Source organism: Pseudomonas sp. GW821-FHT03C07 (assembly GCF_059420925.1).
This window is the reverse complement of the sequence record NZ_JBWKUQ010000004.1, coordinates 168,891-193,011: the sequence shown is the minus strand read 5'-3', so window position 1 is coordinate 193,011 and position 24,121 is coordinate 168,891. Positions and strand designations below refer to the sequence as shown.

Genomic DNA, 24,121 nt, shown 5'->3' with positions numbered 1-24,121 from the left:
GTCAATTGCCTTCAGCCCTCGGTATTATTAGGAACTCGATAGTGCGTAATCTCTGGACCTTTCTGCTGCCACCTTGCGTTGCGCTTGTGCTCGCACTCCTGCCGGCACCTGCCGGATTGGCCCCGCATGCCTGGTATTTTTTCGCCCTGTTCGCGGGTGTGGTCGTAGGCCTTATTTTCGAACCGCTGCCGGGCGCCGTGATTGGCCTGATCGGGGTCGCGGTCGCGGCGGTGTTGGCCCCCTGGGTGCTGTTCAGTCCGGAACAATTGGCCAGCGCAGGCTTCAAGGTGCCCGCGGAGGCCTTGAAATGGGGCCTGTCGGGCTTCGCGAACAACACGGTCTGGTTGATCTTCAGCGCCTTCATGTTCGCCCTGGGCTATGAGAAAACCGGGCTGGGGCGGCGTATTGCGTTGCTGCTGGTCAAGCGCATGGGCCGCAAGACCCTGACCCTGGGCTATGCCGTCATGCTCGCGGACCTGGTGCTGGCGCCCTTTACCCCGTCCAACACCGCTCGCAGTGGCGGCACCATCTACCCGGTGATTCGCAACCTGCCTGGACTCTACGACTCCAAACCGAACGACCCCAGCGCGCGGCGCATCGGTTCCTATCTGATGTGGGTTGCCATCGCGTCCACCTGTGTCACCAGCTCGCTGTTCATGACCGCATTGGCGCCCAACCTGCTGGCCTCGGCCCTGATCGAAAAAATCGCCGGCGTGCATATTTCCTGGGGCCAGTGGTTTATCGCCGCGGCACCGGTCGGCTTGCTGTTACTGGCAGTGCTGCCGTTGCTGGCGTACTGGCTGTATCCGCCACAGATCAAGAGCAACGAAGAAGTGCCGGCCTGGGCGGCCCGCGAACTGACCGATCTGGGCCCACTGTCACGTCGCGAAAAGATCCTGTTGGCGTTGGTGGTGAGTGCGCTCGGACTGTGGATATTCGCGGGGGATTGGCTCGACCCGGCCCTGGTGGGCATCCTCGTCATCGTGTTGATGCTTCTGAGCAATGTCATCACTTGGGATGACGCACTGGGCAACAAGGCAGCCTGGAACACCTTCGCCTGGTTCGCCACGCTGGTGGCCCTGGCCGACGGCCTGACACGGGTGGGCTTTGTGCCGTGGTTCGGTCAATTCGTCGCGGCCCACCTGAATGGATTTTCTCCCAACGTTGCCATGGTGCTGCTGGTGGTGGTGTTTTATCTGGCCCATTACCTGTTCGCCAGCTCCACCGCCCACACCACCGCGCTACTGCCGGTGATGCTGGCAGCCGGGATGGGAGTGAGCGGCATCGATCTGCAAGCCTTCGCGCTGCTTCTGGGCACTTCGCTGGGGCTGATGGGCATCATTACACCCTATGGCACGGGGCCGAGCCCGGTCTACTACGGCAGTGGTTATCTGCCTAGTGCCGATTACTGGCGCCTGGGCTCTATCTTCGGCGGGTTGTTTCTCATTCTGCTGCTGGGTCTGGGCGCGCCTTGGATCCTTGCGCTGTCCTAGGCTACACCGCCGCACAGAGCGTTGCCCATTTTCAACGGTCTGCCACGCCGGCTTGAACGAGGTTACTTCAATGCATGAATCATTGGATTCTTCATAGAAAGAGCCTCACGTAGACCGGCTCAAGTTTATGATATGACCGTTGGAAACGGTCCTGCCGTCTTGCCTAATTTTATGCCGGTACCCGTTCAAGCCTCTTGAAACAAAGTAACCCGATCATGCTGACAACAGCGAAGACGAGCCAACCCATGCTGATCGGCGTCCATCCCGCGCCCATACTGCCCAGATAGTTTCCCAATGCCCCACCTATCGCCCAAGAGACTGCTGACGCGCCGAAATAGCTTCCCGCGTTGCTCTCGGTCGTCAGTTCAGCGAGAGCGATGTTCGAGGCGGGCAAGATGAGGCTTTCACCGAACGTAAAAACCAAAGCGATGACGACGAGGATCACCAGAGACTGCTGCGAGTTCCATTCACCCAGGAAAATGAGCGCTGCCAGCGCGAAACAGGCGAGCAGCGCAAGATGACCGATTGACATCAACGATCGCCACCCCGCGCGTTGAAACCATCGCATCCCCAGAAGCGCGATTAAGACACCGAACAAAGCGTTCGCGATGTAGAACGGTCGCACACCGTTATACCCTGACGCTCCCTGAGCAAAAGTCAGCGGGATGAACACATAAATTTGCGTGTACACCGTCCAGAACGGGATAAGTGCGATGCAGAGTCTTCGAAATTGCCGGTCATGGAAAACCTCAAAAAACGCAGAGGCAACCCGCCTCGGTCTTGCATGCCCGCGCGCTCGTACAGCGGCGAACGGTGCCACCAAAGCCAACACAGCAAAGATATAACCGCTCACCTCAAAGGGAAAAGCGCCGCCATGGGCAGGCAGTAAGAACAGCACCGTGGGCCCGACCAGCGCCCCCAGATTAAGTACAAGATTATTCAAAACGAAGACACGCGAACGGATGTCTGTTTTGAGGGTGCCGAACACGGAGTACGCGGTCGTTTCATAGAGGGCTGCGCCGAGTCCACTCAAGAAGGCACATGCGAGCAACGCGGAGAAATCAAGAACGTGGCCCAAGCCGATGAATCCCATAGCACGGCAGACCAGGCCTAACGAAGCCAGCACTCGGCTATCGAAGCGGTCGGTAGCGAATCCTAGAATAAGCGGCAACAGCCGACTCGACAGCAGGCTCACGGTGAGTACGCTCGCGATGTCGCCAGCACTCAAATGTCGCTCGACACTCAGAAAGGCAGCCAGCAGCGGAAAAGACCCGAACACCGAGAGATTAACCAGAAGCTGCAGAAAGAGCAGGACCGTTGTTGCTAAACCAATGCCGCCGGTGAATCGATCAAAAAGCGACGAACCCCGGCGAACCTTCATTGATTGCACGGCGTTACTTGCAGACCGAACTTTTCGCAAATCGAGTTTATTCCCCAATTCGCGGTAATCGACATCATCCATCCTTCTCTCCCTGACGTTTTTATGGGCCGGAAGGACAAAGAGCACAAAAAAGCCCCGTCCGTTTCCGGCGGGGCCTTTCGGTTAAATTGTGGCCTGTGTTTAGAGCGCACAACCTCCCCGCGGCCCGCCGATGGCGGTCGTGGTGGTGGTTGTCGTGGTGGTCACGAAAAATGCGTTCATTAAATTCAACCTAACGCCCTCGGTATCATTCGTCAACGGTAGATCTCACCACACGACAAACCTTTGCCTTGGCTTGGGCTCATCAACTGTCATTTTTAGGTTCAATGATATTCCGAGAACAGGATAACGTCCCTCAAGCAGGCTGCAACCATCGCAAGATCAGGCTGCCAGTCAAGGCCCGGACAAAGATGTTCGTCTCGCTATTCCAGATACGGTGTCAGCACATCTTCGATCCATTTCATGAATACGCGAACCCGGCGCGACAGATTGCTCCGATGTGCTACGACGAGGGACACAGCGAGCGCCCGGCGACGAAAATCGGGGATGATCTCGACAAGCGCTCCACTCTCCAAGTATCGGCCAATCCCCAGGAGTGGCGCCTGAATCAGGCCAAGGCCGGCGAGGGCAGCGGCTTCGTAGGTCTGCGCGCTGTTGACGTGGAGCGCACCTGGCAACTGCAGCGTCGTGTAGCTGTCACCGTCTGGATATTCCCATCCATAGGGTCTTGCCCCCAGCGTCGTCGAAAAATGAATTATCTGATGCCCCTGACGCTGGAGATCTTCTAGCGATCGAGGGACGCCATAGCGGGCTAGATAGGCGGGACTGGCAGCGTTGACCATGCGCAACTGGCCCAGTGGACGGGCAATCAGCGTCTCGTCCCCTATGGGTCCAAGCCGCAATACACAGTCGAACCCCTCTTGAACCAGATCGACTTGCCGATCCGTGCTCGACACCTCCAGCTCCAACTCGGGATAAGTCGCCATGAAGGCTGGCAAGGCCGGCACGATAGTGGCGCGCGCCACCTCGCTCGGAAAATCGACCCGTAAACGCCCGCGAAGTGTCACGCGATCATCTGCAAACATCGAGTGTAGGTCATCGACTTCAGCAAGCAGATCGCGGGCACGGGCATGAAATGCGCGTCCGTCCTCCGTCAACTGCACGCTGCGCGTCGTCCGGTGCAGGAGCCTGACACCAACCTCTTCTTCCAGCTTGCGGACCGCCGTTGAGGCCCTCCCCTTTTGGATACCCAGGCTATCGGCCGCGCGGGTGAAGCTGCCCATTTCCGCAACCGTTATGAATATGAGGATGGGTTCGAGATTTTGCATTGTTCGTGCCTCGGCATTGTTCTCCACAGAGAGAACAGTGCGTTCATTTTGTCGATGCTTATTATACCCAAGAGACACAGTAAGCTTCAAAACAGGATAACCCCATCGGAGAACGACCCGTGTCCGAAACTATGAATCTGCATCAGGTGCCTGAAAGCATGACCTCGCATCGCGCCCTGTGGGCCGGCCGGATAATGAGCGCGTTTGTCGTTATCGCGCTGGTGGCAGACGGCGCCATTCAGCTTTTCGCGCCGGCACAGATCGCGAGCATGTTGCAGGAAACCGGGTTCGCGATGGACCTGACCCGTGTCGTGGGTCCGATCATACTCACCTGCGCCATCCTTTACGCCATCCCGGCCACCGCCGTTCTCGGCGCGATTCTGGTGACGGGCTTTTTGGGAGGTGCCCTCTGCACCCATGTCCGCATAGGTGAGTTGGGGTCGCCGCCGGAAATCATTTCCCTGCTTCTGGGCGCAATGACATGGGGCGGTCTCTACGCGCGCGATCCCCGTATCCGGGCCATTGTGCCACTTATCCGTTAAACCAACAGGGGGCAGTGCTCTGTCCCTCAAGACCAGGAGGAAACACATGTTTTTAGTCATGGGAATCACGGGAAAAGTGGGCGGCGCAACGGCAGAACATCTGTTGGCGCACGGCAAGGAAGTACGCGCACTAGTGCGCAATCGCGAGAAGGCGTCAAGCTGGGCTGACCAGGGTGTGGAACTGGTTGACGGTGATTGGAATGATTCGGCAGCCATCGAGCGGGCGCTCAAAGGCGTCGAAGGTGCGTTTGTCATGTTGCCTGCGGTCTGGGCCCCCTCGCCAGATTACAAAGAAGCCAAGGGCGTGATTGCAAACTATGTCGAGGCACTCACCAAGGCAGCGCCGCCGCGGGTGGTAGTGCTTTCCTCGATGGGTGCGAACAGGACCAACGGGCTTGGGATGATCACGGCTTTGTCGCTTCTGGAGCAAGGTTTTCGCGACCTGATATCGCCAATCGCATTGGTGCGCGCAGGTGGCTTCTTCGAAAACTTCCTCTACGGCTTGCAGGTCGCCCAAGGTGGAATGCTACCGGTCTACTATCATCCGACAAACCGGAAATCGACCATGGTCGCGACGAACGACATCGGCGCGCAGGTCGCAACCCTTTTGACCGGGCCAGCGTGGTCAGGGCAGCGCGTCATCGAGCTTGGTTCGATGGTCAGCGCAGATGAAGTCGCGGAGCAATTGGGTGAAGTCCTGAATCTCGACGTGAAAGCCTTTGCAGTCCCGCGTGCAGCGTGGGCGGAAGCGTTCGAGCAATTCGGCATCCCGAAGGGCCACACCGGACCGGCCGAAGAAATGTTTGAGGCTGTGAATGCAGGATGGATGGACCTTGGCGTCGAGGGTACGGAGCACGTAGCGGGTACGACGTCCGCACGCGATGTATTCGAGGCTGCACTGAACGCCGCCAAGGCGTAAGCCCGGGACGGACCAGGCGTGAGACGGAAGTTCGGGGCTACGCTAAAGCTATGCGGATCGTCGATCAATTGTGACCTACTGTTCGCGCTGCATCCGCCCGTGGAGCGCCCAATGCCGCCCATCCTCACGCGCCTGGTGGCGCTGCTTGTTCTTTGCCTGACTCTTGAAGTTCAAGCCCAGACCAATGCCTGCCCAGTTGGCGAGAAACAAGTGTGCCTGGATAGCTGCATCTGTCTGCCAGACCTGGGACCGCTGCTCAGCCCTCTGCCTGATGGCCTCTACCAGATCGCGGCACCTGCCCTGGCGCTGTGGCTGACCCAAGCCCGCGCTGAAGCAGCCAAAGCCGGCACCCACCCTATTCCACCGCATATCCGGGAGCAACTGCTGCGCTGGTACGCCCCCAGCATCCTCGATGCCGCACGTTACAAAGTTAGCGACAACGGTCAATTCAATGCCGCCACTGCCATGCTGCAAAATCCCGATGTCGGTGCCGTGACGCTGATCGACATCATTGTCTTCCGGGACACTCAAACCGCAGAACAGAACATCGCGCTCTGGGCTCACGAATTAAAGCATGTGCAGCAGTATCAGGAATGGGGGGTAGAAGGATTTGCCCGGCGCTATACACAAGATTTCAATGCTGTGGAGGCGCCGGCTTATGCCATACAGGCTGAGGTCAGACGGTGGGTAACTATTAGGCAGAGGTAGCGCCTCCAGACCAGACTATTGCCTGCGCTACGATCACCTGTTGACCATTGAAAGTGAGTGCAGGAGAACCATGCAGCACGTACCCCATGCTCAAGGCGTCACTGACGCGGTGGCAAAAGGCGGCGTCATCGGGGCCAGTCAGTACTCGATAAATGGGAAGGCCTTCTGGGGGTAGGCTCATACATCAATTTCCTTCGATAATATGTGGAATTTCCCTGGCACACGGGGTGCGAGTCAGGTCAGGGTAGTCTGGATGCGACACCCTAGCATTTTCACTGGCAACGAGCTCCGCCGACATCTCCACACAACCGAAATCCGTGAAGCAGGTCGGAAGCTTTCATTTAGCCTGCACAGCTAGTCGCAGGAGCCCACGGACGAACATAGTCATTGTCGAACTCACCGCTTTCGACGAACTGAAAGCCATGACGGAGGTAAAACCGATTCGAAGCGCTTTCTTTGAGAGCACCAACCCTGATAGGAAGCTCAGCCGCATCAGCTTCTCTGAAAACCTGAGAGAGGACAGCTGAGCCCACACCCGATCCCTGGGCGTTCGGTATCACATACAAGTGATCAAGCAGTAGCTCTTTTAGGTGATGCTTGACCACAACAAAACCAATCCGCTCACCAGCCACCTCAATGTAGCGTGTGTTGTGAGCTTCAAAACTGCTGAGAAAGCGCTGACGCGCGCGCACAGGATCAAAACACTCTGAGAGACCGAGCACGTCACGTGCGTAGTCGAGAACGGCGGCGGCGGCCTCTGTCGCGTCCCCCCGCGACGCCCGATCATTCGTTTTCTTCGATTGGCCCCAGCAAAATAACTCGATATTCGTACGACCGACACCTCCTTAAGCTTCCCTCGCCAAGCACGCCGCTCGGTTTATGGTTTTGAAAGCTGAAGGAATATTGAAGTGTTCGATCGTTATCTGGATAAAAGTGTAACGCCTAGAGTCTGTGCCCCCGGGGGGCCTGCGCCTCTATCCACTAGTGGCATTGGACGCGCGTGGTGACTCGGGCGCCCCTCTATTCATTCGCAGCGTAGACATCAAGCTCGCACATCCGGAATTCGCTTGCCTGGAAACGGCGTAAAGGAACCAAGCCATGCCCTATCTTTATCTCTCTCTGGCCGCCATCTTTTGGGGTGGCAACTATGTCGTCGGCAAGCTGATGGTCAGCGACATCGATCCTGTGCTGCTGTCGCAAGCACGATGGCTGCTGACCAGCGCGTTGCTGCTGATCATTAATTATCGACCGCTGACCCGATCAATGGGAGCGATTCGTCAGTCCTGGAAAACACTGACGATGCTCGCGATCTGCGGCCAAGTGTTGTTCCCGCTGACCCTGTATATAGGGCTGCAGTACACCACGTCGTTGAACGCCGCCATCTATCTCTCGGCAACACCGTGCCTGGTGCTGTCCATCAATCGCTTTGTATTCGGCGACCACATATCGCGTGGCAACTGGCTTGGCGTCGTAGCCAGTACGTTGGGCGTCATATGGCTGGTTACCATGGGTCACCTTTCGGACTTGCGCTTCCTCACGCAATTCAACAAGGGTGACTTGTGGACCATGCTGTCGGCAGCCAGCTGGGCAATGTACTGCGCCTTTCTGCGAACAAAGCCCAAGACCATTCCCGGCGGCGCATTTGTCACTTACTCGGCACTGGTGGGCACTTTACTGCTGATCCCCTTCACGCTTGTAACGATATACCTGACACCAGACAGTCTTCACACGATGCTGGATGGCACCGTCAGCTTATGGGGGCTGGCGTACCTGGTCATCTTTCCATCATGGCTGTCTTACCTGTTCTGGAACCGCGGCATCGCTGAAATCGGCGCAACACGCGGGGAGATTTTTACTCATCTCGTCCCTTTGTCCGGAGGCGTCCTGAGCATCATTTTCCTGGGTACGCCACTCCATGTGTACCACTGGGTCAGCCTGGTACTTATCGCCGCCGGCGTTGTGATGTGTTCGGCCAAACCCAAGCCGAAACTGATGAGCAAAGTACAGACGGCCTGAAAGTCGCCGGGCAAAAGTCGTCGCAACCGGGCTCGGCTCAACGGACGGCGATCTGATCACTGGCTGTTCGGATCTGGGCGCACTTGAGATCCGCATGAGCGATGAGGAGGAAGCCGTATGCTGTTCCTGTAACGGCCAAGTTTCACCGTAGGCTGCCGCGCGCGAGGGGCCATGGTTAACCGTGGCTCATCTCTACTTGTTGTCCAACCACAGGGTTAACCTCGTGTTTCTCGCTTTCAAGAATCCATTGGGTCAGTCGCCTTGCAGGAGAATCTGGCGAAGCATCGAGAAAGACCATTTCCGTATTGAACGACGCATAGGGTCCCGACAGTTCCAGGTTCAGCACTTTGTAGGTAGGCGCGAAGACTTCAACCAGTGCTTGGGGTACCAGTGAAACGCCGGCACCATTCGCTACCTGAGAGAACAGCAACGAGTAGGAGCCGCACTCAACGACCCGGTCAGGAGTCGCACGATGAAGCGTCAGCAACTCTTTAAGGTTGCGTTGCGAGGCACTCTGCCGGCTGTTGACCAGAAAGCTGCACCCGTCCAAGGTGTCCAGCGATACCGGAGCATGCGACTCACCATAAATCAGCGTCAGACGATCTTCGAACAATCCAAGCCGAGTCAGATGCCCAGGTGCGATTCCTGCTCCGACGATGGCGGCATCACAAATCCCTGACTCCAGCGCCTCTATCAAAAACGTGGAGTTGCCTAAGGTGATATCGACATCTAACGCAATCGGATTGCTCATTATTCGCTGCAATAACGGCTGATGAGAAAGCGTGAAATTTTCGATCACCCCAAGGCGCAGCTTCTGCGGAGCGCTGCCCCGACCGAAACGAGCCTCAGCCTTCGCTACCCACTCAAGGATTTTCGAGGCATAGCCATACAGTTCGTTGCCAGCAGCCGTCACTACAATGCGGCGGCCCGAACGTTCGAACAGGCGAACGCCCAGCTTGGACTCCAGCGTCTTGATACGGAATGAGATGCTTGATTGCACGCGATTGAGCTTCAGCGCGGCCTGAGTGACACTGCCGTAATCGACAATAGCCTTGAAAGCTTCCAGCTCAGCGTTTTCCATCATGGAAAAATGGCTCCTGTTCCAATTTATTCTCGCAGCGTTTGCTGCCGAGCGATGGATGGTTGTAATGGCATGTGAGCTTTCCCGATAGGCGCGTTCGATGGCCTTCCTGTCGGTTGGTTGCCATAAACGACACGGAAAAAGCCCCCCCATTGCAAGGCGCTCATATCTGCCTTCACTTTTGCGCCTGGCTATTTTTACTGGCAGAAACCCAGTGGTTCATGGCTCTATGCAACCCTCAACACCTCGCACAAGGAGATTCACAAATGGACTTGAGAATTATCGCCGTCGCACTGATGTTGAGCGCGTCACCGTACACTCTCCTGGCAGGAGAAGGACATGATGCCGGATACGCGTGGGCAGCAGAGAACGATATTGACGACGCCAGTGACTGCAGCACCCCATCACTGTCATTCAACCAAGGCTGCAAGGAATATGTCGAAGAGAACCCTTCCTCCCTGAGCAGCACGGAAGACGATGACGAGTAAGCGGCAAACGCAGGGAATAGAGATACGACCCCTACTTGGGTTTATCCGCGCAGTGGCATTTGGAAGCCGAGCAAGGTTCACCATTGGGGTGATGATCGGCACATGCCTGGCAGCAGTAGTGCTTGCCATGACGCACGACCGCATGCTCGCCAACCTTGCAGGTGCAGTGCGGGCAGGCGCAGGTTTGTTCATTCATGATCGGACTCCGATTGTCGGGTGGTCGCCAAACGTTGTGGTGCAACGCGCATGAACAGCTGACTGACGCGATCCATCATCAGCCTCCACTGACGTCTTCGCAATGCTCTTTTGTCATTGTCTCGGAGTCATCGCCAAGCTCAGCAGTAACAAGCCTAGCCCATCCGGATAGATGAACACCGGATGTTGCGCCCAGGCAATGTCGGCCTGGGCATTTGGCTGGCCGCACGCCGTTTGCACCAGGGACGGTTCGTCTGGCCCGGTACTCGCCACGGAACACAGCTGGAATTGGACCTGGAGCAACTTCAGGCCCTGGTGATCGGATTACCCTGGCAACGCCTCGGGTCTGACAGCGCCATCCGTCGTCTCTAGAAGACATCCCCGTCACTGACCTAGCCGAGCGGTCAGTCGCCGGTCATCGACAAGGGCATCCCCACCGCCGGGCTGTTGGCCCAGGTGATAATCAGCAAGTTCGCGGATCATTTGCCGCTGTACCGCCAGGAAAAGATCTTCGAGCGCGCCGGCTAGGCCATCCCCCAATCCACCCCGTCAGAGTGGGTCGGTGTGTGCGGCGTGCGCTTGCAGCCGCTGGTCGATGCCTTGCGCGAAGTGGTGCTGGGGCACGCCGTGGTGCATGCCGACGAAACCCCGGTGCCGATGCTCGCGCCGGGTAAGAAGAAAACCCATCGGGCGTATGTCTGGGCCTACTGCACCACCGCGTTTACCGACATCAACGCCGTGGTCTACGCCTTCTGCCCCAGTCGGGCGGGCGAGCATGTGCGGGCTTTTCTGGGGGATTGGAAAGGCCAGTTGGTCTGCGACGACTTCAGTGCCTACAAGGCCAGTTTTGCCCAGGGCGTGATCGCGGTCGGCTGCATGGCCCATGCTCGGCGCAAGTTTTTTGATCTGTTCACGGCAGATAAAAGCCCACTCTCTGAGCAGGCCCTGCACTACATCCAGTTGCTGTACGAGGTTGAACGCGAAGCCCGCAACCTGCCCCCCGATCAGCGTCGGCAACTGCGCCAGGAAAAAGCGGTCCCGATCATGGACGCGCTGCACGCCTGGATGATGGCCCAGCGTCAGTTGGTCACGCCGGGCACGGCCATCGCCAAAGCCTTGGACTACAGCCTCAAGCGCTGGACGGCGCTGTCGCGCTACCTCGATGACGGGGCCTTGCCCAGTGACAATAATCAGGCGGAGAACCGGATCCGCCCCTGGGCTATCGGGCGCTCCAACTGGCTCTTTGCAGGCTCCCAACGCAGCGGCGAGCGCGGCGGGGTTGATGAGCCTGATCCAGTCAGCCAAGGTCAATGGGCATGATCCGTATGCCTACCTCAAAGACGTGCTGGAACGGCTGCCGACGCAGAAGATGAGTCAGATCGGGGAGTTGTTGCCGCATAACTGGGTGCCGTTGCGCAACCTGTGATCACCGGCTGCTTACCTTATTGTAGTGGCGTCCCCCAAACGAAGCAGATCTTAGTCCCGTTGGCTACGCTGATAGAGTTCAGCGACCCAAGGCGAGTGATAATTCTTCTAGTGCCCGTTTCCAGTGATCAAGCGCCAGTTTGGCTACACGAAGGTGCGCTTTCGGGGATTAGTAAAAAACACCGCACAGCAGACCACGCTGTTCGCGCTGTCGAACCTGAGGATGATGCGAAAATGGATATTGAATGTGGGAGGGTTGCGCCTGTGATGAGCGCCAAACGCTTTGGAAAGGTGCAATTCAAGAAAAAAACATGATTTTGGCAAAGCTAGGCCTGACTTTCAGTCAGGCCACCGATTTTTTGAACCCCGAACGCGGAAGACATCAATTATCGGTGTCTATTTCAGACCTTCCTTAGCATTTATCGGATAGGAAAAAGATGAACACTACCGAGACTGCGAAATTTACTGTACGAACCGCATGTATCAGTTGCGGCGGCACCGGCCTAGTCGAATTGTCTGCAGGACGGTTTGATGAAGGTGCGGTTCAGCGCTTCATCGAAGAGGATCCTTGGGGTGAGCATCCAGCTCCGTTCTTGCGAGAACAGCAATGGTCGTTTGTCGCCTGCAAAGATTGCGGTCTGATGTTTCATCGCTATATTCTCGACCCGGAATGGAATGAGCGCCGATTTTCTAAGTGGATGTCGCAGGATGCCATCGAAGCGTTCGAAAAATATTCGAAGACACCTGCAAATGTGTTTAGGACGGCAGCAGGCTACACAGCACACGTCCTCCAAATCGAACAACTAACCCGTTCCTTACGTGGTTCCGAAGTACCTCGTGTGCTGGACTTCGGTTGCGGCTATGGTGGCTTCCTTTCAATGTGTTCAATGTACGGTTTCGAGGCGTATGGCGTGGATAGGTCAGCCGCAAAGCGCGATAACAACAGCTTCTCCAAAGTATTCGCCGAGATTGAAGACATTGCCAACATGTCCCCCTTCCATGCTTTGACACTCTTTGAGGTTTTAGAGCATCTTGACGACCCACACGGCCTAATGCTGCGATTGAGCGAACTTCTCGCAATCGGTGGCATTCTAGTGCTTGAGACACCTGACTGCTCAGGAGTGCGCACCATCGGAACTAGAGACGATTATGGAAAAATCCACCCGCTTGAACACATCAACGCCTTTACGCCAGAAACGCTTAAGCGCTTCGCTACGCGATTAGGTTTCGCGCCTATTCGGAAGCCGGTCTGTTGCGTAACGTGCGACTCGATGAAGTTCGTGAAGACCGTTGCGAAGCGGCTGCTAGGTCCAGCGATGCTGCCGACGACCCAGTTGTATTTCCGCCGACTTTAGTCGGCTCTTTAGGGAGCTTCTAAAAACTGGTTTTTCGAGCAGCAGTGAGCGATAAAAATCCGATGCTGCGCAAACAGACTCCAATCAGTTTCGAAAATGACTTGGTGAGCCTGGCCGGGACTACCCGGCCAGCAGCCTGACTCAGGCCATCTCAAGCAAGCTCTAAGCGTCCGGCAGGCGTGTTTGCCGGACGCTTACGGAAAGACGATTCAAGGTACGCATCGGCCAGCGCCGAGCAGAAACTAAACTGTTCGCGGAAGGGTGGCCGAGAACGATCAGGGTGCACTTGCTCATGTCGGACCGCCCCTACCGGCGCTAGCTATCCGGTGCACCGACTCACAGACGCTAGATGGGCTTGATCGACACCAATTCGAAATACCGGAACTTCTTCTTTTTCGCCTCGGCCTTGGCCTCTTGCTCCGCGATGAAGGTGCTCAGGGTATTGGCATCATAGGTCAACACCTCGACGTCACCGCCAAACTGCTTGGTGGCGCGTAGCGTGACTCGCAACTTCGGGGAGAGTGCTTTCGCAACACGTCGAGGCTTGGGGGTTGGCGCAGGAGGGGGTACGAACGCTGGTTCAGGTTCTACTGCCGGTAGCGGATCGGTGCTTGGGCTGGAAGGACCAAACAGCGCCAAGCGCATCTCCTCTTCGCTCAGTTCATTACTCATTGTGGGCGTCTCATCGCTATTTACTTAGGAAGCTAATGGATTTTATCAGTTTTGCCCACGAGGCGCTGTGATCGGTGTAACTCCGCGTGGGGTCGGTGGGCTGTGGCAGTAGCTGCCGGTGGGGTCCGTGGACAGCCCAGTGGCGAACCCGTAGGTTAGGTGTCACTCAAGCACAGGGCGAAGAAAGCTACGCTCATAGCTCAGAATGAACTTCAATTCAGTCGCCTCCCCCACCAAACGCACACACTCCGGGTCCTGTGCGGCCTCCTGTCGATATCGCTCGTAGTCGGCGAGGCTGGCGAAACTGAACAGGCAATAAGCGATGTTGTTAGCCCCTTCGGCAGGCAGGAAATAGCCGTGATGCTGACCGCCCAGGCGGGTCACCAACCCAATCCATTGGCGCGAATAGCGTTCGAACGCCGAGAGTTGGTAGGGGTCGATGACGTATTTGACGTGGCAAGTGATCATGGGATTAGTCCTTTGAATTCGAGCGCGGCGTATTCTACATAGCTTGTATGTGCCTGCACCCTGCCGGCCTTGGGATCGCGGGCGGTGTTGGGAGCCAGCGCAGCCTGCCATAGCGGCACAGGTTTGGCCTCCGGCGGCATTCGGCCAAAAGTGGCCAGTGGTCGTTGCATTTCGCTTGTCGCTGGCATTTGGCTAAGCTGAATACTGAGTGATAGCAGCCATCAGAGGACCTGGATTGGCATCAAGACGGTACTCCCGAAGGAGACGACTATGTATGCGGTTATAAGAACCTATTTGGGTACTGGAGCAAATCAGCTTTTCAAGCTTTTAGAAGAGCGCAAGGCCGACATCGAAGCGACCCTGCGGACAGTCCCTGGCCTCGTAAGCTACACACTGCTGAATACTGGTGATGGCGGTACGTCGGTGACTGTTTGCACGGACAAGGCCGGCAGCGATGCGAGCTTGAAAGTCGCGCGCGACTGGATTCAGAAGAATGCCTCGAATATCCACGCGCACCCGCCGATAGTAACGGAAGGACCGGTCATTGTGCAGATCAAATAGCGCGCCGTTCCGATTGATCTCGCGACACTCTCGCCAGTGCCGTATCTGTTGCTCTCACTCAGGGGAGAATGGATTTATCGATGGCCTGAGTCACCCCAAGGCAGCACCTCACTCAAGCCCGACGCTGTCGGGCTTTTTTATGTCCGCAGCAAACGCCCATGACGGTGATGGATCGGCATACCGAGTCATTCCAGAAGCGAAACCAAGTGAGGCTCGATGGAGGTATCAAGTACCTCCAGCAGCGCCAGCGTCACCGGAAGCTTGAAACGCCGTGGGCCCGCGCTCCCAGGATTGAGATACAACGTTTCACCACGCCACTGTATGAGAGGCTTGTGCGAATGGCCGGTGATCACCAGCTTGATGCCCTCATCAAGAACGGCGGGTACATCGGCGATGTCATGCACGAGCAAGGTCCGCCATCCGCCCAGGTCAAGCCGCAGAAGGTCCGGTAGATGATCTGCCCAGGGCGCGCTCTGGTCGTTGTTTCCGCGCACAACGAACAGTGGAGCGATAGCGGCCAGGTGCTCCAGAACCTCAGGCTTGCCGATGTCGCCGGCGTGAATGATTCTATCGCAACCCTTCAGGGCAGCCAGCGCCTCGGGACGGAGAAGGCCGTGAGTATCGGAAATCACTCCAACTTTCATGCAGGGCACCGCGACGGGTTAGAAGTGGATCGCCAGTTTACTCGAACGTCGTCATTGAGATTCTGGCCGACAACGCCGCGCCCGAGGCCGTCTATGCTGCGCTCGGCATGCCCTTCGCCGGCCTCGTGTATGGCTTGAAGCAGTACTTCTCGCACAACTGAACGCCTACCGATCCACCACCAGCTCCTGCCAAGCGCCCCGAACACCCGGGGCGCTCTTCTATGTCCGCTATGGGTTGTGGATTCAACCGGTCGCGACAGACAGGAATCGTCCAAAAGCGGATGGTCTACCTTGTAAATCTATCCCCTTTTTTCGATCTCCCTTTTTTCGTTTACGACTTTGACCCCGGGGCGCGTCATGGTGACCGGCTCCAGAAAGAAATTGGAGCACAGCATTGGCTGGCCTCTGGGTCATTTGAATCATGGGATTTATGGAGCGCTTTCGTTTCACTCACCATGAGCTTGCGATATCAGAGTTTATAACCTTTATTGAGATAGCAAGAAGCCATCCTCCCTCAAGGAATAACGATGAAAACGCTACTTTTTGTTTTTTTCACGGTGCTTATCGTCGGCTGTTCTGCTTCCAAGCCCCAGCCCGGACTAATTGCTAAGCAATGGTCTGACAATGCACGCCAGCTTGGCATTTCTCCGATTTACCCTCCCAGAGAGCGATTTGAACCAGGGGATGTTTATCTCGGGATTACAGCTCCGTCTACATTGATAGGCAAGATGCCAAGCGAGTTCTATACCGTCACACCTAAACGTTATGGTCACATTGACCTGTCAAAGGAGCTTGCGCTCGAGCAGCAGAGACAAGCTCTCCCTGCCATGGCCTCATACGTCAATGAAACAGGTACTTCTTTAACCCCCTGGAATATGCAGGATTACCCCGTAACAGGCGGCAGAGTTAATGGGCTCGTTGCGTTCCCTGGGTTTAGTTTTGCATCAGCAAGCGATACCGACCTAGGCGTAAATTTGACAAATGGGGCGTGGGGAGGTTTATTTGGTTTTAGCAAAAAATCGCGTTATCTAGTGTCATACACAGTCCCGGCGGCAGAATCCATTAGTGTTCCGCTAGATGAAGTGCTTGCCGCCGCTGCGCCATACTTCCAAGAGATCAACTTAACTCAAACAAAAAGCCAGCTACTTAATCTTGGAAAAAGCATGCTTGTGGATATGCCGCAAGGAGTAAAGGCATCTTTGGTAGTAGTCGCCGAGGTATATTATGCCAGGGCAATAGATATAACTATTTCTGCGACAGACGCTGACAGTGCACAGTTAAGTGCTACGACAATGAAACTGGTCGATTTAAGTGACAAAAAAGCGAAGCTTCAGCAGGAGCTGTTGAAGCTTAAGGCGGCTACGCCCCAACCTGCTGCACCTGCACCTGCCGCAGCCCCTGCTACCAATACCACTCAAAACACCATCGCCCTCTTGGAGAGTCAAATAAATGATCTCCAAACGAACATTGATGCTTCCGCCCAAGCTGCAGTTCCAAGCATACCTGGGGCTACGGGGTCGGTATCCAGAAGCTCCGCTACGGGCATAACGTTGCGCCAGGTGTTCAAGTACCCAATAGCCATTGGGTATCGTGGAGTTAGTTTCGGTCTGGATAAGCTTGACATCAATACCCCAAGCGATAATCAGAGTGGTTTTATTAATATGCATGGTAGTGAATAAGTCTTACTTTCCGAGTTCAGCGGAAGGGGCACCCATTAGCCGGTCTCGAGTCAAGGCTAAAAGCCAACTCACCCTGCAGTTTTTAACTGCAGGGTTTTCCCTCTTTCTCAACCTGCCTGGTTGAACCCGTCGAATCCGTTTCCTCATCATTGGCGACGACCGAATCGTGCCTGATACCCATGTAGATCAAGCGGTAGCGGTACTGCATGCACCGCCCTGGCAGTGAACTGCCCCAGAGAAACGTTGGTGCCACCATTGTGTCAAAAACGTGTCAAAGAACTGTGGTTCGCTGCGTTGACAGCACTGGGCTTTGCACTCATGGGGATTTCCAACCAACGGAATAAGCGTCCAATGTCAGCGGCTGACAGCGCCCTGCGGAGAAGCAGAAAGCCCGGCTTTCCGCTTTGTTGATCACGATTCAGATCTAGTGAGAGCCACTGATCATGTCTAATACTTCATCAGCTCTTCGCTGAATAATTTGTTTGCAGCCAACCCTCAAATGAACCGAGATTGTTCATTAGCCATGTACTCACGCCCGCGAGAGGTCGACTGGCTTGACGTTTCTTGCAGGATAGAAAACGAACCTGTCACACAGGGCACAACTGGCGGTTTCGGGTCAGTTCGCCCTCGAACCATTCAAGCTGAGGCGATAACGACCTTGGCGTCGCGCGGCAGGTAGCAGGCCAATAGTCTCGTAGTGGCGGATAGTTTTTACCGTCGTACCTGACAGTTGAGCCGCTTTACCGATGTACATGAACAGTCCATTGATGATGTGCAGGGCACCGAAATTACCTGAAAATCCGCCCCCTAGCGACGGGCAATGGCCCGCGCTTGCTCCAGCCAGCGTTCCCGCTGCACTGGCCGGGACTTGATCAATGGACCGAAGGTGATGGTTTTCACGGGTCTGATGCCACAGAACTCCAGGGTGGTCCTGCGCATTTGATGCACGCCAGGCATGCGATAGACCCAGCGGTAATACCAAGGTGGCGTATCGAGGGTAACCAACAGTTCAGCGCTACGGCCCTTGAGCAGTTGCTCCGGGAACGGCGAATTCTGTCGGTATTTGAAGGCAAAGCCAGGCAGTAATACCCGATCCAGAAAACCCTTCAAGAGCGCTGGGATCCCGCCCCACCAAATCGGATAGATGAACACCAGATGTTGCGCCCAGGCAATGTCGGCCTGGGCCCGTAGAAGGTCTGGCTCTAGCGGTTGTGTCGTGTGATGGTCGTCGTGCAGCACCGGGTTGAAGCGTTGCTAGCCCAACCGCAACAGGCGTACTTCGTGACCTGCCTGGAAAGACGATTCAAGGTACGCATCGGCCAGCGCCGAGCAGAAACTGTTCGCGGAAGAGTAGCCGAGAACGACCAGGGTGCGCTTGCTCATGCGGGATTCCAGAGGGAATAAGCCCTCAGGGTAAAGTCTGCCCCTGGCAGGAGAGTCAAGCGCTTGATATTGCCTGGCTCACGAGAGATGCATCATCGGCGCTGATGTTGCTGGTAGGTTGTGGGCGCCAAAGAGCAACTCGTAACAGAGCAACAGGGTCAGAGCGGCCTCTGCCGACCATCAGGCTTACCCCCCTCAAGCCACCATACCTTCCCATGCATCCACCACATCACCCGGCGAAAACTCAATTACCGGACGCTGGCGTACCACCGCCACCACCACCGGTTTAAGGTAAAAATTGGCCATTGCGCGACGTTGTTCTTTGGCAGCGAAGATCACCTCCAGACTTTTCTGGGTGAGGGCGTTATCCAAGTTGGCATTGACGCTGTCGAGTTCTTCCTTAGCCAGCATGAAGGCGACAGCAAGGTACTCCAGTTGAGCCTGAATGATGCCAATAATCAGCACTCGATCCTCCTGGACCAGTTTACCCATCAGATTACTAGAGACCGCAGAAGCGACGATTGCGCCAATGATACCGCCAGCCGTGCGGCCAACCATGGCACCGATTGGCCCCAGCGGTGCGGCGAGGATCCCCCCCGCAATAGAGCCGACCGCACCACCAGCCACCCCTGATGAGGCAACGGCCAGGTTCTTGGCAAACTGCGCTTTGGAGATACGACCGCGGGCAAGCTTGACCAGGTCCGGCCCCGTGGTGACCGCGATCACGGCGATGGAACTGATCAGAGTTCCGCGCAGGGCCTTGTTCAAGCCGCTCTTGCTCACCCCCATGCCTTGAGCCAACAGCCCGCGTGTGCTCGGTGCCAAGCTGGTCACATCGATAAGGGTCAACGAACGCTGGATAAACTGCACTCGATGCAATTGCTGGGCAGCCACATAAACAGTCAGGCTACGGCCAAAAGTCTTGCCGGCCTGCACGGCCGCAACCTGCAACGCTTGTCGACGGTCCTGGGTTTTCAGGTAGAACAACGTAGCGCTGACGCCGAAGCTGATGCCACCGGCCACGGCTCCGACCACTACACCCTCGGTAATGTCATAAGCGATCGACTCGAAGGTTCCAAACTTGGTGATGCTGCGTGCCTGGCTGTAGGTCAGATGCCCCCTGCGGATAAGTTTGGCGGCATCCTCCGGATCCGAGACACCGCGGACCTTACCCTCGCTAATCTTTCTCTGGAGGGTGCGCACGGCGTCGACGTATTGATCCTTTGGCACCTCAATTTGCATGGGGCGCCCCTGTGTGTCGAAATACTTGTAGTCGCCCTGCTGCCCATCGAAAGCGGCCCCCACACTGCGGGCGCCAGTAGCGCAGTATTTAGTCTGGATCATCTGCCCCTGAACCAAGCGGTCAGCGCCATTCTTGGCGTTGTTGTCACCCAGGATCTCGGCGTTACGCCCCATCAAACGATCGACACGATGATTGGCTTTCTCGGCGGCGAAGCCGTGGCCCTGGCCACCCGCGGCGAACAATTTGTGATTGGCATCCCAGGCACTGCCGGCAGCCATGAGCACAAAACCGCTGGTAGCGGCATCAGCCAGAAACTCCTCTTGCGGCTTGTCACGAACGGTCAGGCACACCTGCTCGGTTTCAGTACAGATCTTGGAGCAAAACCACTCTGCATCGTTCGCGCTGTTGCGAACCTCGGCGATCCCGCAAGCAGTGCAGCAGCTGATTCGCTGCGATAGCGCAAAAGCGCACCAGAAACGCCCGTCACGAAAATCCTGATACTGACCGAAGCTCATATGCTGCTCGATAAAGTCCCGGCCAGCAGCACCTTCCAACCCAAACGCAGTGCGCACAAAGCTTCCGAGGGCCTCCGAACGGTGGCGCACCTGCTTGAGCAGCACGCCATGCAGCGCCCTGTAGCGGTTACGATACCAGCCGCCTTCAAAGACCCAGCGCTGATCAGCAACCTCTATTTCCCGTAACGTGCCAGCAGCGACCATAGAGGACAAACGTCCATTGAAAATGGTCTCGACCTCCTCGCCATCAAGCAGGCTATCGGCGGTCAGATCCTTGAGGGTCTGGCTGACATTGAGCGAGGTCTGCACCTGTAACGCCTCCACTGCGCCAAGCTCCAGCTGGATGCGGGCATAGTCATGACTGATGCAGTAAAGCTGTACCAGCAACGCCACGCCCCAGTAGGCGTAGACAGCAAGCCCCACAGCGGGCCAGTGCAGAAGGTCGAACAGCCCCGGTACCGCAGCGGAAATCATCAACAGCGCGAAGGTGCCGTGGAGGCAACGATAGAATTCCTGGTCCTTCTTGAGCAGCCACTCATCCGCCAGGTTGTCCACATGGCTGCGCTGACTCTTGCGGTGGACCACAAGCATGACCACGAACAACCCAGCTGGCAGCGCGAATTTCAGGCTCGCGAAACTGCCAGCAAGCAGGTACGGGTGCCAGCCCAGTACACCCCAGCAGAGGGTAATCATGAATGTCGTGATAGTGGTTAGCCAGGCTATACCGGAGCGTAACCAGGGTCGTTGGCAGCCAGCCTCTACGGCCATGCCATAGCCGGCAGGTAGCCCTAGAGTGACCAATCCGACCAGGCCGAGGGCGAACTGTATGACTACCCCTATGAAACGTAACAACTTGGCCAACAGCGCCAGTGCGATGAGGAAAACGATGATCCCGACAATGACAGCCATCAGCAGTCATCCGCCGGGGTCGGAAAGGGTGACGGCAGTAATGTGCTTCCCTGCAATGGCATAACGCCCTCTAGTAAGGTCCTTGAGGGCGCGATTGATATCACATAGACATCATTTGGACTAGTAGCAAATTAATGGAGTCAGCCCTGGTGGCATGCGCTCAATTCAATTAATTCGTACCTGTTTAGTTTGAAAGCGCCTCTTGGTGGAGGCGCCTTGAACATCACAGGCTCCGAGTCATCTCAGAGGCAAGCACATCGTCGGCGTGCTCAAATCTGAGCGTATCTCTATGGCTGCGTGAAAAAATATTAATGGCTTTTAGCCACTTTTCTTATAACCAACAATTCTAAATATTAAAACGCATACCCGTGAAAAGCGGCTAGCCTCGTAATCGAGCAGCGCTAGTGAAGATGTCACTACGCGCCATCTTACTTACGATTAAAAGGAAATAATTCCCCATGGAAGGCTTCGCTATCGCAGCGTCCCAGATTCAATGCGTCAACGCTGCTCTGCGCTTTACTTGACGACCATGAGGAAAAAGGGTTCCGCACTAGCCTGGCGTGATGCGTAGATTTTAAACGTCGGGCTAATACTGGAAGTGTTACCCGTAACATGGCTCATGCTGTCGTCATTCCGTCTTCGAAGAGACGTGATATGACAATTAGGAAAACACTAAAACTTATGAAAGGAAAATACCTTGCCATATCTCGTCGAATTTCATAACAGAGCAGGATTCGCCTCGTCCTTCAGAGTCGAGTGGGACGGTGGCGAATGCCCTCCAGATAGAACTGAGGTGATCACCGCCGGTGGCGTTGCGAAGGTCGACCTTCGCGAATATGGTGTTCCTGAAGGCACCTCCTGCTGGGCCAGGGCCTACGTTCAGGGCGGGCCCAATCACGACTCGGGCGACAATTTCAACTACGGGGAAGACGATAGCTCCACCGCCTCTTACTCGATCACCGGCACTACACTCAATCCGTCCTTCAGCCTGGACATCGTCGACTAAGCATCCAGCCCCGCCACTTTGTGTGACGGGGCATTTTCTGCACTGGAGTCAAAATCCAGACAGTTTCACAATTAATCCGCACCCTCTCATTCCGAGACTGAACACCTAGAGTGCGAGATGGGCACCAGTAAAACCTCCAACGCCTTCATCGAGGACTTGGGTGTTTCCCTGATGCTGGAGTTGACGTCGGACAAACCGAATAGCGCGTACACGTTCACTGCAGTGGATGTTGTGCGCTAAGCAGTCATTGGACTTGCCCCTACCAGACCGGACACCCATTCCCCGTTAAATTGATGCACGCTGCCGAGCGCCGCCGTTCCGCCTAGGTATTGGGTACTTCAGTGGTAGGTGTCAGTTGATGACAGCGGCTCAAACGATAGAGGAACGCCTTGGAAAAGATCGCATTGGCCAACCCAAAATGTGCCTTGAGCAAGCGCGGCTAGGCACGTTCGCGCCGCTATAGTCGACTCTATTGCCGACCGTACCTCCAGGAGCTTTTCCCAGTGTCTGACATGCCGACCCATTTCGCTTACACAAAGCGCTTCAACGCCGTGCTCGCCTACATTGATGCCAATCTCGAAGGTGACCTGTCGGTGAAGACGTTGAGCCATGTGGCGAACTTTTCGGCGTTTCACTTCCATCGACAATTCACCGCGTTCGTAGGTGTGCCGGTCTCACGCTATGTGCAACTGATGCGACTACGACGCGCGGCACATCGCCTGGCCGCCCTCGCGGATCACTCGGTACTGGACGCCGCATTCGGTGCCGGCTTTGAAAGTCCCGAGGCATTTTGCAGAGCGTTCAGGCGGGCATTCGGTACGACACCGAGTGCGTTCAGGAAGGAACCGAACTGGCAAGTCTGGAATGCGGTATTCGCAATCCCTCATTTTTCCAGGACTATCATCATGCAAGTACGAATCGTAGACTTCCCTGAAGTCAGGGTAGCCGCGCTTGAGCACTGCGGACCACCCGGGCTCGTCAATGAGAGCGTGCGCAGGTTCATCGAGTGGCGTATGCAGAGCCGACAGTCGCCGGTGGCATCGAGTCGCAACTTTGGCATTCCCTATAACAACCCCGATACGACACCACCAGAAGCATTCCGCTTCGCAATCTGCGGCGAGATTCACGAGGCCGTGGCGCCGAATGAGTTCGGCGTGCACGAGATCGTCATTCCTGCCGGTCGCTGCGTCGTGGTGCGACACGTGGGGTCACCGGATCATATCGGCGAAACGATCTATCCGATTTACCGCGATTGGCTTCCTGCCAGTGGAGAGGAACTTCGTGACCAGCCGTTGTTCTTCAATTACCTGAGTGTCTATCCCGAGACACCGCGGGATCAGTGGCAAACAGATGTGTATGTTCCGCTGCAATAGCGGAGCAAGCAGAGCTTTCGACCCTGGGCTGACGTGGACGAGTGTCCGTCCAGGGTCGACTTTTTCAACAGAATCGACCCGTTGCTGCCGATCGCGAGGTTTCTGACCCCGTTTTTGCTGGCCGTCTGGTTCATTCCTTAATCTCGGGAAAGATACATCCGCCATTGCGGACCAGCGCCTTCAGCTCTTCGCTCACCTGCGTGGGGTTTTGACTTATTCGAGTCACGAACGCCTCGAGGTGCCGTGCGTATGACTTCGAATCGTGCTTCGCGCTCCAAAGCACGATGTTGAGCACGATGGGAATGAGGTCCAGGCCTTTCTCTGTCAGCGTGTAGAAATCCTTGCGCCTATCGTCGGGGTTGGGTGCCTTCGAGAGAATGCCTTGCCCCTCAAGAAAGGCAAGGCGGGAAGCGAGGACATTAGACGCGATCCCCTCTTCCGATTTCAGGAACTGGCCATAGGTCTTCTTACCCACAAAAACGATGTCGCGAATGATCAGGAGCGACCACCGGTCGCCGAAAATCTCCACACCATAGTTCACTGCGCAATGGGACCGAACGTCTTCTTTAGAGGTTGTTTTCATGGCCGGATCTTAACATCGCTTGCATGGAGCAAGTAAATCCCTGCAATTCACTTGCTTTTTGCAAGTGAACATACCAGCATGGCTCGTACGCTGAGCGCAGTCGCACCAGCACGTT

General features: G+C 56.1%; 24 protein-coding genes and 4 pseudogenes. 15 read left to right on the top strand and 13 right to left on the bottom strand.

Annotated elements, in window-relative coordinates; all coding sequences use genetic code 11:
* Positions 1-41: 41 nt before the first annotated feature.
* Positions 42-1,493 carry an anion permease gene (locus AC07VG_RS10180; protein ID WP_495004465.1) on the top strand — a complete coding sequence of 484 codons (1,452 nt, stop codon included), beginning with the start codon at positions 42-44 and terminating at the stop codon, positions 1,491-1,493.
* Between the two features lie 169 nt (positions 1,494-1,662).
* Here the strand turns inward: AC07VG_RS10180 and AC07VG_RS10175 are convergent, their stop codons facing one another.
* Together AC07VG_RS10175 and AC07VG_RS10170 are read right to left on the bottom strand one after the other, a co-directional pair.
* Positions 1,663-2,955, bottom strand: a complete 1,293-nt coding sequence (locus tag AC07VG_RS10175; protein ID WP_495020974.1) for an MFS transporter — start codon at positions 2,953-2,955, stop codon at positions 1,663-1,665.
* Between the two features lie 380 nt (positions 2,956-3,335).
* Entirely contained in the window at positions 3,336-4,241 is a 906-nt protein-coding gene (locus AC07VG_RS10170; protein WP_495004463.1) for a LysR family transcriptional regulator, read from the bottom strand.
* Between the two features lie 119 nt (positions 4,242-4,360).
* On the opposite strand from AC07VG_RS10170, the gene AC07VG_RS10165 reads away from it, so the two are divergent.
* The 3 genes from AC07VG_RS10165 (at position 4,361) to AC07VG_RS10155 (ending at position 6,410) form a co-directional block, all read left to right on the top strand.
* A complete protein-coding gene (locus AC07VG_RS10165; protein ID WP_495004462.1) occupies positions 4,361-4,783 on the top strand; it encodes a DoxX family protein in 423 nt (140 codons plus the stop codon).
* A 46-nt stretch (positions 4,784-4,829) separates the two neighbouring features.
* Positions 4,830-5,702 (top strand): NmrA family NAD(P)-binding protein, encoded by an 873-nt coding sequence (locus tag AC07VG_RS10160; protein ID WP_495020973.1) that lies wholly within the window; start codon positions 4,830-4,832, stop codon positions 5,700-5,702.
* A 111-nt stretch (positions 5,703-5,813) separates the two neighbouring features.
* Entirely contained in the window at positions 5,814-6,410 is a 597-nt protein-coding gene (locus AC07VG_RS10155; protein ID WP_495020972.1) for an eCIS core domain-containing protein, read from the top strand.
* On the opposite strand, the gene AC07VG_RS10150 is transcribed toward AC07VG_RS10155, so the two are convergent.
* Together AC07VG_RS10150 and AC07VG_RS10145 are read right to left on the bottom strand one after the other, a co-directional pair.
* Positions 6,397-6,591 (bottom strand): DUF1737 domain-containing protein, encoded by a 195-nt coding sequence (locus tag AC07VG_RS10150; RefSeq protein WP_495004459.1) that lies wholly within the window; start codon positions 6,589-6,591, stop codon positions 6,397-6,399. The two genes, AC07VG_RS10155 and AC07VG_RS10150, sit on opposite strands and share 14 nt — an antisense overlap.
* A gap of 160 nt (positions 6,592-6,751) precedes the next feature.
* Positions 6,752-7,132: a GNAT family N-acetyltransferase gene (locus AC07VG_RS10145; protein ID WP_495020971.1), complete on the bottom strand. Its 381-nt coding sequence runs from the start codon at positions 7,130-7,132 to the stop codon at positions 6,752-6,754.
* A gap of 376 nt (positions 7,133-7,508) precedes the next feature.
* Here AC07VG_RS10145 and AC07VG_RS10140 point away from each other — a divergent pair, with 376 nt between their 5' ends.
* Positions 7,509-8,426, top strand: a complete 918-nt coding sequence (locus tag AC07VG_RS10140; protein WP_495004458.1) for a DMT family transporter — start codon at positions 7,509-7,511, stop codon at positions 8,424-8,426.
* A 175-nt stretch (positions 8,427-8,601) separates the two neighbouring features.
* Here the strand turns inward: AC07VG_RS10140 and AC07VG_RS10135 are convergent, their stop codons facing one another.
* Positions 8,602-9,510, bottom strand: coding sequence for a LysR family transcriptional regulator (locus tag AC07VG_RS10135; RefSeq protein ID WP_495020970.1), 909 nt, complete (start codon positions 9,508-9,510; stop codon positions 8,602-8,604).
* Between the two features lie 263 nt (positions 9,511-9,773).
* Between AC07VG_RS10135 and AC07VG_RS10130 the strand changes: the two genes are divergently transcribed.
* Complete coding sequence (locus AC07VG_RS10130) at positions 9,774-9,995, top strand: hypothetical protein (RefSeq protein ID WP_495020969.1); 222 nt, start codon at positions 9,774-9,776, stop codon at positions 9,993-9,995.
* A gap of 31 nt (positions 9,996-10,026) precedes the next feature.
* On the opposite strand, the gene AC07VG_RS10125 is transcribed toward AC07VG_RS10130, so the two are convergent.
* On the bottom strand, positions 10,027-10,191 hold the full coding sequence (locus AC07VG_RS10125) for a metallothionein (protein WP_495004455.1): 165 nt from the start codon (positions 10,189-10,191) through the stop codon (positions 10,027-10,029).
* Positions 10,192-10,373: 182 nt separating this feature from the next.
* Here AC07VG_RS10125 and tnpB point away from each other — a divergent pair, with 182 nt between their 5' ends.
* The 4 genes and pseudogenes from tnpB (at position 10,374) to AC07VG_RS10105 (ending at position 12,970) form a co-directional block, all read left to right on the top strand.
* The gene (gene tnpB / locus AC07VG_RS10120) at positions 10,374-10,562 is read left to right on the top strand and encodes an IS66 family insertion sequence element accessory protein TnpB (protein WP_495020968.1); all 189 of its coding nucleotides are present in this window, start codon (positions 10,374-10,376) and stop codon (positions 10,560-10,562) included.
* 42 nt (positions 10,563-10,604) lie between these two features.
* A pseudogene (tnpC, locus tag AC07VG_RS10115) lies at positions 10,605-11,616 on the top strand (IS66 family transposase); the annotation flags it as partial.
* Positions 11,617-11,730: 114 nt separating this feature from the next.
* Positions 11,731-11,883 (top strand): annotated as a pseudogene (locus AC07VG_RS10110) (IS5/IS1182 family transposase); the annotation flags it as partial.
* A 169-nt stretch (positions 11,884-12,052) separates the two neighbouring features.
* On the top strand, positions 12,053-12,970 hold the full coding sequence (locus tag AC07VG_RS10105; RefSeq protein ID WP_495004453.1) for a class I SAM-dependent methyltransferase: 918 nt from the start codon (positions 12,053-12,055) through the stop codon (positions 12,968-12,970).
* Between the two features lie 345 nt (positions 12,971-13,315).
* On the opposite strand, the gene AC07VG_RS10100 is transcribed toward AC07VG_RS10105, so the two are convergent.
* Both AC07VG_RS10100 and AC07VG_RS10095 read right to left on the bottom strand, forming a co-directional pair.
* Complete coding sequence (locus AC07VG_RS10100; protein WP_495004452.1) at positions 13,316-13,642, bottom strand: hypothetical protein; 327 nt, start codon at positions 13,640-13,642, stop codon at positions 13,316-13,318.
* Between the two features lie 162 nt (positions 13,643-13,804).
* A complete protein-coding gene (locus AC07VG_RS10095) occupies positions 13,805-14,110 on the bottom strand; it encodes an NIPSNAP family protein (protein WP_495004451.1) in 306 nt (101 codons plus the stop codon).
* Positions 14,111-14,380: 270 nt separating this feature from the next.
* On the opposite strand from AC07VG_RS10095, the gene AC07VG_RS10090 reads away from it, so the two are divergent.
* Positions 14,381-14,671: a hypothetical protein gene (locus tag AC07VG_RS10090; RefSeq protein ID WP_495004450.1), complete on the top strand. Its 291-nt coding sequence runs from the start codon at positions 14,381-14,383 to the stop codon at positions 14,669-14,671.
* A 185-nt stretch (positions 14,672-14,856) separates the two neighbouring features.
* Here the strand turns inward: AC07VG_RS10090 and AC07VG_RS10085 are convergent, their stop codons facing one another.
* Positions 14,857-15,315 carry a metallophosphoesterase family protein gene (locus AC07VG_RS10085; protein WP_495020967.1) on the bottom strand — a complete coding sequence of 153 codons (459 nt, stop codon included), beginning with the start codon at positions 15,313-15,315 and terminating at the stop codon, positions 14,857-14,859.
* A gap of 527 nt (positions 15,316-15,842) precedes the next feature.
* Here AC07VG_RS10085 and AC07VG_RS10080 point away from each other — a divergent pair.
* A complete protein-coding gene (locus AC07VG_RS10080) occupies positions 15,843-16,994 on the top strand; it encodes a hypothetical protein (protein WP_495020966.1) in 1,152 nt (383 codons plus the stop codon).
* 643 nt (positions 16,995-17,637) lie between these two features.
* On the opposite strand, the pseudogene AC07VG_RS10075 reads toward AC07VG_RS10080, so the two are convergent.
* The 3 genes and pseudogenes from AC07VG_RS10075 to AC07VG_RS10065 all read right to left on the bottom strand — a co-directional run.
* Positions 17,638-17,748: pseudogene (locus tag AC07VG_RS10075) on the bottom strand (MerR family DNA-binding transcriptional regulator); the annotation flags it as partial.
* A 53-nt stretch (positions 17,749-17,801) separates the two neighbouring features.
* Positions 17,802-18,377, bottom strand: a pseudogene (locus tag AC07VG_RS10070) (NAD(P)H-dependent oxidoreductase).
* Positions 18,378-18,572: 195 nt separating this feature from the next.
* Positions 18,573-21,044, bottom strand: a complete 2,472-nt coding sequence (locus tag AC07VG_RS10065) for a YeeR family protein (protein ID WP_495020965.1) — start codon at positions 21,042-21,044, stop codon at positions 18,573-18,575.
* 697 nt (positions 21,045-21,741) lie between these two features.
* Here AC07VG_RS10065 and AC07VG_RS10060 point away from each other — a divergent pair.
* The 3 genes from AC07VG_RS10060 (at position 21,742) to AC07VG_RS10050 (ending at position 23,423) form a co-directional block, all read left to right on the top strand.
* Entirely contained in the window at positions 21,742-22,050 is a 309-nt protein-coding gene (locus AC07VG_RS10060) for a hypothetical protein (RefSeq protein WP_495004445.1), read from the top strand.
* A gap of 117 nt (positions 22,051-22,167) precedes the next feature.
* Entirely contained in the window at positions 22,168-22,290 is a 123-nt protein-coding gene (locus AC07VG_RS10055) for a hypothetical protein (RefSeq protein ID WP_495020964.1), read from the top strand.
* 263 nt (positions 22,291-22,553) lie between these two features.
* Positions 22,554-23,423, top strand: coding sequence for an AraC family transcriptional regulator (locus AC07VG_RS10050; RefSeq protein ID WP_495020963.1), 870 nt, complete (start codon positions 22,554-22,556; stop codon positions 23,421-23,423).
* Between the two features lie 130 nt (positions 23,424-23,553).
* Here the strand turns inward: AC07VG_RS10050 and AC07VG_RS10045 are convergent, their stop codons facing one another.
* Entirely contained in the window at positions 23,554-24,006 is a 453-nt protein-coding gene (locus tag AC07VG_RS10045) for a winged helix-turn-helix transcriptional regulator (RefSeq protein ID WP_121132440.1), read from the bottom strand.
* Positions 24,007-24,121 lie beyond the last annotated feature (115 nt).